Consider the following 13,796-nt stretch of genomic DNA (forward strand, 5'->3'; position numbering starts at 1 on the left):
CTTACCTTCACTACAATTTCCAGTCAAATGAGGTTTGGAAAATATAATCATATTTGCTACCTAAAACTACCGATTCGTTATCGTAATTAACTGTAAATCCTAGTTTTATAAAGAAATCGAGTGGTAAATCATATTGTACATCTAACATAGCATCCAAACGTAATCGTCCAGATTCAGTAATTCCTGGATATGCAATAACCTTTGTTAGTAGACTAATATCTCCGACATCATATAAATTAAGTTCTGAACCTATAAAACCTTCCAAACTATTTTGTGAACTAATTGTCGCATCTGTAAAACTCTCGTTATTATAAGAAGCTCCAACTTGAATTCCCCAATGTAGCGCGTTTGTTCTCTTAATGAATTTACCAATACCTAATTTGGAAACCGTTCGTAATTTAATATTTTGCTCCGTATTGGATAACCAATTAACTTCTGCTAGTGGAAACCAATCATTTCGTAAAAAATAGCGATACGACAAAGAAGCATCAGTTCGCTTTACAGTTTCTGCATCATTCCTATTAGAAGCAATCCCGTTATAACTCGCATATATTGACCAATTTTTTGATTGATACCCCAAGTTACTTCGCAAACTAAACTGTCTGAAATTATTAGACTTTGTAAAATTATAACCAAGCGATACAGCAGCCGAAATTCTATCCCAAAATTTAGATTTTATGGTTTTCAAAAAAACAATGTCTTTCAAACTTACATTTGCAAGTGTGCCTTTTTGACTGAAAATAATAACTTCTTTTGGGTTCAAGATGCGTAAATTTTCGTTGTAGCGATTCCCATTTGTAGTAGAAATCAAAAACTCGGTTTCTGAATAAATACGTTTAATTTCAAGCCATTCAATAGAAAAATCACGATTACTATAACTCGTTTCAATTTTGAGAACACCTTTATTCATTTCTTTTATCTCGCCAATAATAATATTATCATTGTTCGCAACAATAGTATCATTTTGGGTATAACTCAACAAGGGGAAAATAAATACCACAGCTAAAAAAATTACATGCTTCAAATTCATCTCACTTGTTTACCGATTAGTTCGTAAAAACAAGACTTTATATAAAAGGTGTGATACAATAGATTAAAATGTTAGAAATACTTAGCTTAATTTTTGATTTTTATAATTTAAACCAAACCAGTAATTTAGAATTAAAGAAATTTTATTGATTTTAGTTCGACAGTATACGAACTAACTCTATTTTTGTATTAATTTAAAAAATGCCATGTCTCATAAAAAAGAAAAAGAACAGCTTATTGAAACTATTGGATTAGCGATAGAAGAACAATTAAACCTTTCGCCATTAGCTTCTAGAATTTATGCATTACTTATTCTTTCTTCTTACGATGGGTTAACTTTTGAGGAAATAAGAGAAGTTATACAGGCAAGTAAAAGTTCTACTTCTGTTAATGTAAATGTGCTTAGCCAATTAAATTATGTAACATTTTATACTAAACCAGGTGATCGTAAACGGTATTTCAAGCTTGCAAAATATTCTTCTTTAATATCACTAGAAGCTTATCATAATACAATTAACAAGGAAATGGATATGGTTGGTAGAATTAATTCTTATAATAAAAAGTACTTTCCAGAGAAGTTCATTAATGAAGAATCTTTGGGGCATATTTTTCAAGAGTATCTTGTAGAGAAAGAACAACTTGTGGCTCGTACTATCGATAAAATGAGACACTTTCGTGAAAGTGAAAAATAATCACAGTTGCACATTTTAAAATGCTGAAAATCAGAATCTAATAAATAATTAGTTCTGTATGTTTCGTATCAATTTGATACAGTAAATTCAATATTTAAAAGCGAATCAACGAGTTACGTTGCCTCTCTTTAAAAAATAGTTGGGTTGAAGAGATTCAAACAATTAATAGCGCTTATAGTTAAGGGTTAAATTCTTAATTAATTAAAGTTGTACTTCTTAGTATTTGTTCCTAAACAACACGTAATTTAATTATCATTTAATAATTAAAGATCAGCACATTAAGATTATTTAACAATATTTTATCTTATTAGTTCGTATCATTACGAACTAATTGTATATTTGCATAGAATTTAAAAATTAAACTCAATAAAATGAAAACAAAAATAACAATCCTCACCATAATAGCTTTAACAATTATGAGTTGTAGTGGAGGAAAAAAATCAAATACAGAATCATCAGATTCTAACAAAGGAAACACATCTGAAATTGTAAATACAAAATGGATCATTACCACATTAGAAGGTAAGGATATAAGCAACAGAGAACAGAATGGGCAAATAATTTACTTCACGCTAAACTCAGATGGTAATCGTGTAAATGGTTATTCAGGTTGTAACACTTTTATGGGAACATATAAATTAGAGGACGGAAACCGTATTTCATTTTCACAAATGGCTTCAACACGAATGATATGCCCTGATGCTAAAATTAACGAATCTGAAATTTTAAATATTTTCAATACAGCTGATAATTTTACATTAAGAAATGGAGAATTGTCGTTAAACATAGCCAAAAGAGCACCATTAGCAACATTTAAAAAAGCAGAAATGAACAACGACCAGATTGTAGAAAAATACTGGAAATTAAAAACATTAGATGGCAAAGACGTCTCTATGGCAGAAAACCAAGAACGTGAAATCTATTTTACTTTAAAATCGGGAGATAATAGCGTTGTTGGATTTGCGGGTTGTAATGCACTTAACGGAAAATATACTTTAGAAAAAGGGAATAGAATTCGTTTTTCAGGTATGTTAACAACATTAAAAGCATGTCCAGATGTAAATGTTAATGAAGCCGAATTTTTAAAGGTGTTCGAACTTGCAGATAATTACACTATTAAAGATGACGTGTTATCTCTGAATGTTGGGAGACGTGCACCTTTAGCTATTTTTGAAGCAGTTTATATGCAATAACAATAGTTAGATTAATTAATTTAATAACCATCAAACATGGATTTTTAACATTTGGTGTCTTAACATCTTTGGCAGTATTGTGGCAAAAATATATGGGAACTGTAGAAGTTTCTCTAATTACTGCTTTACTAATTATTGGATTTCTTGCAGGTGTCGTTTCAGGTGTTATTCAATATATAACGATAACCTCTTGTGTTAAAGACAAATCGTAATGATTGTGCCAATTAGTAGCACCACATATGAAAAAAACGAGTTATGGTAGTATCATCAATATGTAATTTTTAATTGGTTTTATAAATTGCAGGATATAACGTAAGTTGCACATAAACTTCTGAAATACCTGTAGATTTATATTCCAATACGTATCAAGCAGATTTGAGTTTTACATCTAATAAAGAATCACTCTTTAAAAATCCTAAAAAAGAAGCAGTCAATAAAATTTTAATCGATCAGGCAGCACAATAAAAAGAAGCGGTACGACAAGGAATTGCTGAAGAAGTAAAAGCAGCAAGTGCCGTAGTGGTATAAAATTAACAGGATATAGATAATTTGAAAAAGGAAGATTATGGAATTGAGACCTACAGAACAAAGTTTATTAATAGAAGATATAGGTTTAGTTATAGAAGAACGGGCAGACTTATCGCCTCTCGCATCCCGAATTTATGCCACACTAATTTTAGCATCAGACGATGGTTTAACTTTTGAAGATATTACAGAAGCGCATCGAGCAAGTAAAAGCTCTGTTTCCAATAATTTAAACATATTAGTGAAATTGAAATATGCTGAATATTATACAAAATCAGGACAGCGAAAACGATTCTTCAAAGCATCAAAATATTATGCTAAAACTGCTATGGAAAAGTATAATGAACTATTTAAAAAAGAAATTGAAGTACTAGAAAAAATAAATAGTTTTAATAAAAAGAATAATCCTGAAAAATTTAAAAACGAACAATCTGTTAGTACAATTTATCAAGATTATTTAATTCAGCTTAAAGAAGGATTCAAGAAAAAAATAAAACAATTAGAAACTATTGTAAATCAATAATTTTATACAAACATGTTACAAAACCTTATATTATTTTCAGGATTCGCAGGAATTACCGTCTTTATTGGCGGCTTATTGGGTAATTATTTCAACCATCATATTAAAGAAGGTGCTATAAAATATGAAATCATACATACGATGATGTCCTTTGGCGCTGGCATTATATTATCTGCTGTAGCATTAGTATTAATTCCTAAAGGTTTGGAGGAATTGGAGGTGTTGGATATTGCAGTATCTTTTAGTGCAGGTGTTTTAATTTTTATGTTTATAGGCAGATATTTGGCAAAAAAAGGAGGCAAAAATGCAACACTAATGGCAATGTTGATGGATTTTATTCCAGAAAGTATCGCTTTGGGAGCAACCTTCGCTATAGAGCCTAAAATGGCAGCTTTATTAGCAGTATTTATTGGACTTCAAAATTTACCTGAAGCGTTTAACTCGTTTCGCGACTTGGTGTCCAACGGATTTTCGGTAAAAAAAACACTCATTATTTTTTTCGTATTGAGTTTCTTCGGAATTGGATGTGCACTAATTGGACATTATTTTTTACGTGATTTTCCAGTAATTACAGCACACCTCATGACATTTGCAAGTGGAGGTATTCTATATTTGCTTATAAACGATATCATTCCAGAAAGTAAATTGGAAAATAATTACCTGACATCTCTTGGCGCAACTTTTGGCTTTTTAGTTGGAATCATCGGTGAAAAAATCATTTAAAAATAAATAATGGAAGAATTTTTTATAAAATATAAAGCACATATCATTTGGGCAATTAGTGTAATCATTACAGTATTTGTGTTACGTTTTTTAACAAAATTATTACACAAATGGCTTGTAAAAAAAGAAGCTGAGAAGTTTCCTGGTGAAACAACAAGACCTGTAGACCTTATAAAACGGATTCTAAATACACTTTGGTTAGTAGTAGGAATATTTGCACTAAGTTTTGTATTCGTAGAACGCGATATGGATACTGTTATTTTAGGTAAATTAAAGCTGATACTTTATTTAGGCTTTCTCTCTGTATTTGTTATCGTTACAGCAACCACTACAAACTTATGGTTCAAAAAAAGCATACAACGTAAAATAGAATATCAATACGACTATACAAGTTACAAGTTCTTGCGCTATGTTGCAGTATTTTCTATTTACTTTGTGGGTATCATATTTGGTCTTTTAGCTTTTCCGTCTATGCGAGGTGTCGCAAATACTGCACTTGGTGGCGCAGGAGTTATAGCTTTAATTGCTGGTGTAGCGTCGCAAGAAGCCTTGGCAAATGTAGTTGGCGGAATTTTTATCATAGGATTTAAGCCTTTCAAAATAGGGCATGTGGTAAAAGTTACAGATACAATGGTTGGCACAGTTACAGACATAACGTTGCGACATACCATAATTCGTAATTTTGAAAACAAAATGATTGTCATTCCAAATTCAATCATCAATAAAGAAAAACTAATCAATTACGATTTAGGAGATCTTAAATGTTGCGAGCATATAGAAATGGGGATTTCGTATGATAGCGATGTAGCCCTTACAAAAAAAATAATGCGCGAAGAATGTGAAAACCATCCTTTAATTCATGATAATCGCACAGAGTTGGATAAAGCAGATGGCAAACCAATTGTTAAAACAGCAATGATAAAAATTAACGATTCTACGATGACTATTCGTGCTTGGGCTTGGTCTAATAATTTTAGCGATTCCTTTCAATTAAAGTGCGATGTAACTGAATCCATGAAAGCGCGTTTTGATAGTGCAGGAATTGATCTTGCATATCCAACACGAACAATATATTTGCAAAACGAAAATACAACTACGAACGAAACCATAAATATTCAAAAACAAAACAATTAAAATCTAACATTATGAAAAATATTATTATTCCTATTGACTTCTCAAAGCAATCTGAATTTGCTTTAGAAACAGGCGCTATTCTAGCAAAAAAACACAATGCAAAATTACATGTGTTACACATGTTAGAGCTATCTGAATCTTTAGTTTCTTATTCAAAAACAGAAAATAAAAACGAAATGATGTTTATGCTCGCCTACGCAAAAAAGCGATTTGAAGAGTTTGTAGACAAAGAATATTTACAAGGAGTAAATTTAGAACCTGTGATAAAACATCATAAAGTATACAAAGAAGTAGATGCGTTGGCAAAAGAAATAAGTGCCGATTTAGTAATTATGGGATCGCACGGTTTAACGACGCAAGATGGATTATTCGCAGGTTCTAACGCAGAAAAAATGGTTCGAAATAGTGATACGCCAGTATTAATCGTAAAATCAAAACCTGAAAATTTCGACCTAAAAAATATTGTTTTAGGAACAAGTATGAACAAAGAAAGTGTTGCTACGTATCAAAAAGCTTCTAAAATTTTCGAAACCTTGGGAAGCACTTTATATCCTGTATATGTCAACAGACCAAACAATGGGTTTATAAGTTCAGAAGAATTTAACGAGAAACGAAAAGGATTTGCAACTGCTGGCGGAACTGATAAAGTTGAATTTATTGCAGGTTATACAGTTGAAGACGGATTAGTACAACACGCAGAACAAACAAATGCAGATTGTATTGCCGTCAGTACACACGCACGTAAAGGCTTGAATCATTTCTTTAAAGGAAGTATCTCAGAAGATCTTGCAAACCATGCAAAATTACCTGTAATGACATTCAAACTATAAAATAGTAATATCTTTAGTACCTAAAATATCAAAACATAGGTTGTCTAAAAAGTTAAAATAATGCTCAACGTGACAACAATTAACACTTTTTAGACAGTCTTGTTTTGAATTATCAATTTGCCATGAGCACAGCCGAAGAAGCCTTAAAAGAACGTATAAAAGAGTTGACATGTCTTTACGAAGTATCGTCAATTATTGTAAATGCGGATTCTAAAGAAATGACACATACGCTTCACGCTATTGGACAAAGTTTGAAGAAAGGATTTCAAGTACCTGAAAATACCGAAATAGCTATTCATACACCTATTGGCGCGTACAAAACAGGAACAATTAATAGTACAATTTATATTTCTTCGGATATAATCATTTTCAACAAAATTGAAGGTATTATTACAGCTTCTTTGACAAATGAAGAATGTACATTTTTAAAAGAAGAACAACCTTTGCTCGATAATGTGGCTTTAAAATTGGGCAATCTATTAGAACGAATCGAAATACAAAAAAATGAAAAATCGCTCAAAAGGCAAATGGAACATGCAGATCGGTTGGGGATTTTAGGAGAACTTACCGCAGGAATTGCGCATGAACTTAACACGCCATTGGCTAATATTTTAGGCTTCGCCGAATTGTTGAAAGATGATTTTGAAGCGAATCCGCAAGTTTCTAAGGATATCGATAAGATTATTCATAATACAATATTCTCAAGAGAAGTAGTAAAAAAACTCATGTTTTTTGCTTGTGAAATGCCACAGGAAATGCAAGAAGTAAACATTGTACCAAATATCAAAAATGCTATTGCACTGCTTGATGCTTCTTTCAAGAAAGCAACTGTAAAGTATATTGTTAAAATTGAAGACAAAGAACTTTTACTCCGCGCAGATAACATTCAGTTGACGCAGATTATTTTTAACCTTATAATTAATGCCATTTATTTTTCTCCTAAAAACGGACTTGTTACAATTGAAGCATTTCAAACCAAAAAAGAAGTCATTCTAAAAATTTCTGATGAAGGTTCAGGCTTATCTGAAGAAGCCTTAGAAAAAGTATTTCAACCTTTCTTTACTACAAAACCTATAGGCGATGGCTCAGGTCTTGGTTTAAGCGTTGTACACGGAATTGTTATGAGTCATAATGGTTCTATAAGTGCAGATAATAATGCTGATAAAGGTGCAACTTTTACCGTTAAACTTCCAAAATCATAACCGATGCAATTACAAAAAGAAAACATTCTTATCGTAGATGACGACATCAATATTTTAGAACTTTTACAGCGACATTTACAATCATGGAATTATCATACTTACAAAGCAATTTCAGTAAAAGAAGCTGTAAATATTTTGCGAGACACGCGTATTGATTTACTTATCACAGATTTAAAAATGCCAGAAATTGATGGTTTTGAGCTCATAAAATTTGTTTCAGAACATTATCCTAAACTTCCTAAACTTGTCGTTACAGGATATCCTTCGGTACAAGATTCTTTAGCTGCAATAAAATCTGGCGTCGTAGAATATTTAACAAAACCATTCACAAAAGATGAATTGGGAAAAGCAATACAAAAATCGCTTGCGCAGAAAAAAGAGGTGTCGAATCAAATTGGTCGAAATTCGCAAGTAAAATCGTCAGTAGAAACACAAAAAGCATATGGCGAAATTATTGGAAACTCTGAAAAAATAAATGATGTCATTCAAATCATAGAACGTGTAAAAGATAACAAAGCGACTATTTTTATTAAAGGAGAAAGTGGAACAGGAAAAGAGCTTGTGGCGCGCGCTATTCACTATCAAGGGAAATTTTCAAGAGCGCCATTTATTGCCGTAAATTGCGGCGGAATTCCTGAAAATTTGCTAGAATCAGAACTTTTCGGATATACAAAAGGCGCATTTACAGGCGCAGAAAAAGAACGAAACGGATTCTTTCAAGCGGCAAATGGCGGCACTATTTTTTTGGATGAAATTGGAAACGCATCTACTGCTGTGCAATCTAGATTGCTTCGTGTTTTACAAGAAAAAGAAGTTGTAAAAGTAGGTGCGCAAAAAGCAGAAAAAATTGATGTTCGCATCATTGCAGCAACCAATAGCGATTTACAAGAAATGATTAAAAAGCAAACCTTTCGGGAAGATTTATATTATCGTCTTACGGTGGTGGAAATAAATGTTCCGCCACTTAGAGAACGAAAAGGTGATATTCCATTATTGGTGGAGAAATTTCTATTAAAATACGGAATTGAATATAAAGATCGTTTTGTAAAAATAAGCCCTGAAGCTTCTGCAATTTTACAACGCTACAATTGGGCAGGAAACATTCGTGAGCTAGAAAATGTGATACAACGTAGTGTTATTATGTGTGATAAAATAGTGGAAGTTGCGCATCTTCCTGATTCCTTAAAATTCAATATCAACTTTCCAGAAGAAAAATTACTTCCGCTTAAAGAGATTGAAAAACGCTATATTCAAAAAGTATTGAATGCAACAAACAATAATAAAACAAAAGCGGCTGAGATTTTAGGAATTGATCGTAAAACCATACGCCAAAAACTCATGGAGTAACTACTATTTTAGCGATACATTTTTCCTCAGTTGGGTAATTTTGTCCCGATTACTATTTTTTAATTTATTTCTATAAAAACCTCAAAATCCTTATTTATAAAGGGTTTTGAGGTTTTTGCATATATAATTGATTTTAATGGCACACACATTGCCTTTTGGTATTGTAAATATTAATTATATGTAAAATGAAATCAAATCCATTTAATATTTGTCCCACATGTATTCATAAAAATACATGTGTGCTAACTGCCCAGAAAGATCAAGTATGGTCGTGTAGCGAATTTGAAGAAACAGTTGTAATGATGCAACAATCAACAACAAACATCAGTAATGAAAATAAACGTGTGCCTGAAATGATACTGGCATAATCATATAAAAGCAACCAACATGATTTATAATTTAGTAGCCACAAATATTGTGTTAAAACAAGTAATAAACGTACATGAAGGAAGCTATAAAAACGCATTAAAGCGAACCCGATATTCAAGAAAGAACATTTTTAATATCGTAGGTTTTTTAAAAAGTCTATTCAAAAACAAAAACAATAAAAAAATGATTTTAAATTCAATCCTATCAGCACTGACTTTTAAGAAGTCAAAGGCTAAAAGCATGAGAAGTATTTATTTGACACAAAAATACAACGAACGAAGTATTACCAACCGTTATTTTAAATAATTAAAAAAAGCGCTTGCGCAAACAACGAATATGGCAACAATGACAGTTATTCCGAAAAAGAAAACCAAAAAAGTACCAGCTAAAGGTATGATGGATAATGTAATGCAACAATTTTCTATTGCGGCAGATTATATAGATTTACATCCCAATATCCGTAAGATATTGAGTATCACAAACAACGAGATTATTGTAAACTTCCCAGTAAAGATGGATAATGGAGAAGTAGAAATTTTCACAGGATATAGAGTACAACACAACAACGCATTAGGTCCATATAAAGGCGGATTACGTTACCATCCGACAGTAGACATTGATGCAGCGCGCGCCTTGGCAATGTGGATGACTTGGAAAACATCTTTAGCTGGCTTGCCATATGGTGGTGGAAAAGGAGGAATTCAATTAGATCCTTCAAAATACTCAAAAGGTGAGCTAGAACGGATTACACGCAGATTCACATTTGCATTGGCCGACAATATTGGTCCTGAGCACGATATTCCTGCACCAGACGTAAATACCAACAGTCAAACAATGGCGTGGATTGCAGATACGTATATGAGCATGCGTCCACCAGCAGAACGTACTGCTAATCAACATGTAGTTACTGGAAAACCTGAAGGTAGCGGCGGTTTAGAAGGTCGTGATCGCGCTACTGGATATGGCGTATTCTTAAATATTAAATTTTGGTCGGAAAAGAATAATCAATCTATCAAAGATAAAAAGTTCATCGTACAAGGTTTTGGAAATGTAGGTTTTTGGGCGGCGCATTTTTTAGAAAAAGAAGGTGCGAAAATGGCAGCAGTGCAAGATGCTTTTGGAAGTATTGAGAATCAAAATGGAATTACTGTGGAAGATTTGTTTAACTATTCAAAAGCAAATAACGGAAGTATTGTTGACTTTCCTGAAGCTGAAACTTTAGATTCGAAGCATTTTTTTGCTACGGATTGTGATATTTGTATTCCTGCGGCGTTGGGAAATCAGATTACAAAAGATAATGCCGCAACTATTAAAGCGACATTAATTGCTGAAGGTGCAAATGGTCCAACTAATGTTGAAGGAGAACAAATTCTCTTAAAACGAAATATTGCAATTATACCTGACATTTTATGTAATTCTGGTGGTGTTGTGGGAAGTTATTTTGAATGGTTACAAAATCGTAATGGAGAGTTATGGCAATTTGATGAAGTTATTGCCAAACTTGATAAAAAGATGAAAGAATCTTTCAATAAAGTTTTTGAATATGCGCAACGTGAAGGCTTGGACATGCGTACGGCAGCATATTGTATCGCAATACAACGTATTGAAAAAGCATATATACAAAGAGGTATTTTTCCTTGATATAATACTAATAATTTAAAAGTTAAAACGATGAAATACGGCAGTTTAATTTTAGAAAAAAAAGAGTATGTGTTTTTAAAACGCATACTCAATATTTCAGGATATGTAGAAGATTTTGAAGTTCAGAATTCATTTCAACAACTGAATAACGATCTTAAAAATGCTCATATTTTAGATGAAGAAGAGATGCCAACAGATGTTATACGGTTCAACAGTTCGGTATTAGTTTCTTCTGATAAAGGCTGGAAAAAGACATTGCAAATTGTAATTCCAGCGGAAAAAGACGTTGAAAACAGTAAAATTTCAATTCTTACTCCCATTGGCGCAGCGCTCTTTGGTCATGCAGAAGAAGATGTAATACAATGCAATTTTTCTGGTGGAGAACAAAAATTAACTGTTGAAGTAGTAACGTTGGAAGATAATTATAAAAAAATTGAAGTTCCTATTTAAAAATATATTGACATGAAAGAATTACAAATCGAAATTTATCCGCATGATAGTGAAGTAGAAGTTGCTCACAAAATTAATACTATGGAATTAGAGAACTGGATTAATCATCTGACTTATGTTCGTGGAGAATTGAAAAATCTTGTTGGTTTCTACAATGCACAACCAATTGAAAAACGTATGGGACAGGAAAAAATAATACAACATTTTGAAATGAAAAAAGTAGATAATGATGTCATTTTAAGTTCTCTTATAAACTTTAAAAATTCTCGTACTGCCATAGCTGAATGTGAAGATACATCTTGTGACATGGTTTTTCTTCAAGAACATGAAAAGTGTAGACGAATGTATTTATTCCACATAGATAAATATAGAAAGTTAAAAGATCAGTTTTTTAGCATGTTGCAAGGGAAGTTTAGTGCTTCAAAAAAAGAAACAATGATTAATTAGTCAATTTTTGAAAGCCGAATTACCTCATAAAATTGATGCGCATAGAAGATTGTGTATCCAAAAGGATTTGATAGAATTGAATCTGTGGACGGAAGCGTTTGAAAATATTCATGTGGAATTAAACCATTTGGGAACAATTCAGAAACAACTGTTAAGAATCGGCAGTATCGAAATGTCCATTATAGGATTACGAAGAAAGAACACTTTACTAATGGGCGCATTTTGCAAGTATGAACAAGAACTTAAAAGAGAACTTGAATATGGAGATCGTGAATATGACACAAAACGTGCTATGATACATGAAAAAGAAAGAAATCAATATGCAAACTTGTATAAAGAATTTAGTCAACTAAAAACAATAATTTATACAAATCTATCCAAACTTCAACGAAGATAAAAATCATCATTATGAAAAGAATTTTAATACCTATCGATTTCACATTTGACAATTATAACACAATTGATTATGCTATTAATTTCTTTAAGGAAGAGCGTTGTGAATTTTATTTTTTGAATACATATTCGTATGAAATTAACGGATTAAGTGCTTTAAAAATACTTCAATCAGATGAGGATTGGTATGACAAACCTAGATTAAATTCAGAAAAAAAGCTAGCAGACATTAGGTCTAGGTACAAACTTAAAAATAAAAAACACAGTTATGAAAACATTTCTGCTTGTATAAATCCAATAGAAGGAATTAAAGAAACCATCAAAAATTTCGATATAGATTTGGTAGTGGTTACGAGTGACCATAAAAATAAAACTATTAGTCATGGGTACACTGGAAATGTGAAAAATATTATTGAAAGCGTTCGAGAATGCTTAGTAATGATTGTTCCGCAACCTACATATTTAAAAGAACATCCAGAGTTTATCTTAGCATCCAGTTTTGAAATTGAAATACCAATAACTGAACTTGAAAAATGGTATGAGTTAGTCCGGATCGTTAATGGAAGTGTGAAAGTTGTTGTATTAGCAAATAAGAAGAATAGGACTTCGCTTCAAATCGAAAATCAGACAAAAATACATGCACAATTAGAAACACTAAGTGGCACAACAGTTACTGTAGATTATTTAGAAACTCCTGACGATCTTAAAAAATTAGCAGAAAATCAAGATGATTGCATTATATCGCTTATAGATAAAAAACCAAATTTTTGGAGAAAACATGGGCTGAGTCAATCCAAAATCACAAAATTAGGACCATTACATGTAACTCCTTTAATTGCTTTACATTCATAAATGCAGAAACAATGAGTAATCGTAAATTTTACATATTGACAATTTTACTTGGACTTGCAATCATCGCATTACTTTCTTGGTTAGTGCCTGCACCGATTTTTCAGTAAGTAATATAATGTAGTTTTGTTTGAAGTGAAACGATTAAGTTTAATTGGTATTAAAGTTCACTTATCATTTCAAAAACTAATCTCTTGAAGTAAACTATTTATTACTTGATATCTCGAGTTTGTAGATTTATCCATATTTTTAATAAAATAAGAATACACAAACGAATGCGATTACTTTGTTTATCAGTAATGGCTCAAGGTGTAAATACTTTATTTCTAATTACTTATAATTCAGATTTTTTTATAGGAACACAGGATAGCCGACCACTTTTGTGGAAACGCCCAAAATTAAAAAAAGCTCCTTACGAATAAGAAGCTTTTTTGTAATGTTATGATGTAATA

15 protein-coding genes are annotated in these 13,796 nt (G+C 31.8%); 14 read left to right on the plus strand and 1 reads right to left on the minus strand.

Features of this window, described 5'->3' with window-relative positions; translation table 11 throughout:
• Positions 1-10: 10 nt before the first annotated feature.
• A complete protein-coding gene (locus IMCC3317_RS22875; RefSeq protein ID WP_160131772.1) occupies positions 11-1,030 on the minus strand; it encodes a DUF481 domain-containing protein in 1,020 nt (339 codons plus the stop codon).
• 205 nt (positions 1,031-1,235) lie between these two features.
• Between IMCC3317_RS22875 and IMCC3317_RS22880 the strand changes: the two genes are divergently transcribed.
• From IMCC3317_RS22880 to IMCC3317_RS22950, 14 genes are all read left to right on the plus strand, one after another.
• Positions 1,236-1,721: a GbsR/MarR family transcriptional regulator gene (locus IMCC3317_RS22880; protein WP_160131773.1), complete on the plus strand. Its 486-nt coding sequence runs from the start codon at positions 1,236-1,238 to the stop codon at positions 1,719-1,721.
• A 371-nt stretch (positions 1,722-2,092) separates the two neighbouring features.
• Positions 2,093-2,914, plus strand: a complete 822-nt coding sequence (locus IMCC3317_RS22885) for an META domain-containing protein (protein ID WP_160131774.1) — start codon at positions 2,093-2,095, stop codon at positions 2,912-2,914.
• Positions 2,915-3,479: 565 nt separating this feature from the next.
• Positions 3,480-3,962, plus strand: a complete 483-nt coding sequence (locus tag IMCC3317_RS22895) for a GbsR/MarR family transcriptional regulator (protein ID WP_160131775.1) — start codon at positions 3,480-3,482, stop codon at positions 3,960-3,962.
• Positions 3,963-3,974: 12 nt separating this feature from the next.
• The gene (locus IMCC3317_RS22900; RefSeq protein WP_160131776.1) at positions 3,975-4,682 is read left to right on the plus strand and encodes a ZIP family metal transporter; all 708 of its coding nucleotides are present in this window, start codon (positions 3,975-3,977) and stop codon (positions 4,680-4,682) included.
• A gap of 9 nt (positions 4,683-4,691) precedes the next feature.
• Positions 4,692-5,816: a mechanosensitive ion channel family protein gene (locus tag IMCC3317_RS22905; RefSeq protein ID WP_160131777.1), complete on the plus strand. Its 1,125-nt coding sequence runs from the start codon at positions 4,692-4,694 to the stop codon at positions 5,814-5,816.
• An 11-nt stretch (positions 5,817-5,827) separates the two neighbouring features.
• Positions 5,828-6,646: a universal stress protein gene (locus IMCC3317_RS22910; protein WP_160131778.1), complete on the plus strand. Its 819-nt coding sequence runs from the start codon at positions 5,828-5,830 to the stop codon at positions 6,644-6,646.
• A 122-nt stretch (positions 6,647-6,768) separates the two neighbouring features.
• Positions 6,769-7,848 (plus strand): sensor histidine kinase, encoded by a 1,080-nt coding sequence (locus IMCC3317_RS22915; protein WP_160131779.1) that lies wholly within the window; start codon positions 6,769-6,771, stop codon positions 7,846-7,848.
• A 3-nt stretch (positions 7,849-7,851) separates the two neighbouring features.
• Positions 7,852-9,195: a sigma-54-dependent transcriptional regulator gene (locus IMCC3317_RS22920; RefSeq protein WP_160131780.1), complete on the plus strand. Its 1,344-nt coding sequence runs from the start codon at positions 7,852-7,854 to the stop codon at positions 9,193-9,195.
• 185 nt (positions 9,196-9,380) lie between these two features.
• On the plus strand, positions 9,381-9,563 hold the full coding sequence (locus IMCC3317_RS22925; protein ID WP_160131781.1) for a hypothetical protein: 183 nt from the start codon (positions 9,381-9,383) through the stop codon (positions 9,561-9,563).
• Positions 9,564-9,900: 337 nt separating this feature from the next.
• Positions 9,901-11,205, plus strand: a complete 1,305-nt coding sequence (locus tag IMCC3317_RS22930) for a Glu/Leu/Phe/Val family dehydrogenase (protein ID WP_160131782.1) — start codon at positions 9,901-9,903, stop codon at positions 11,203-11,205.
• A 30-nt stretch (positions 11,206-11,235) separates the two neighbouring features.
• Positions 11,236-11,655, plus strand: coding sequence for a GreA/GreB family elongation factor (locus IMCC3317_RS22935; protein ID WP_160131783.1), 420 nt, complete (start codon positions 11,236-11,238; stop codon positions 11,653-11,655).
• A 12-nt stretch (positions 11,656-11,667) separates the two neighbouring features.
• A complete protein-coding gene (locus IMCC3317_RS22940) occupies positions 11,668-12,102 on the plus strand; it encodes a hypothetical protein (RefSeq protein WP_160131784.1) in 435 nt (144 codons plus the stop codon).
• Between the two features lie 7 nt (positions 12,103-12,109).
• Entirely contained in the window at positions 12,110-12,499 is a 390-nt protein-coding gene (locus IMCC3317_RS22945; protein ID WP_160131785.1) for a hypothetical protein, read from the plus strand.
• Between the two features lie 11 nt (positions 12,500-12,510).
• Positions 12,511-13,347 (plus strand): universal stress protein, encoded by an 837-nt coding sequence (locus tag IMCC3317_RS22950; RefSeq protein ID WP_160131786.1) that lies wholly within the window; start codon positions 12,511-12,513, stop codon positions 13,345-13,347.
• The last annotated feature ends 449 nt before the right edge of the window (positions 13,348-13,796 follow it).

It is taken from the genome of Kordia antarctica, from assembly GCF_009901525.1.
GTDB lineage: Bacteria > Bacteroidota > Bacteroidia > Flavobacteriales > Flavobacteriaceae > Kordia > Kordia antarctica.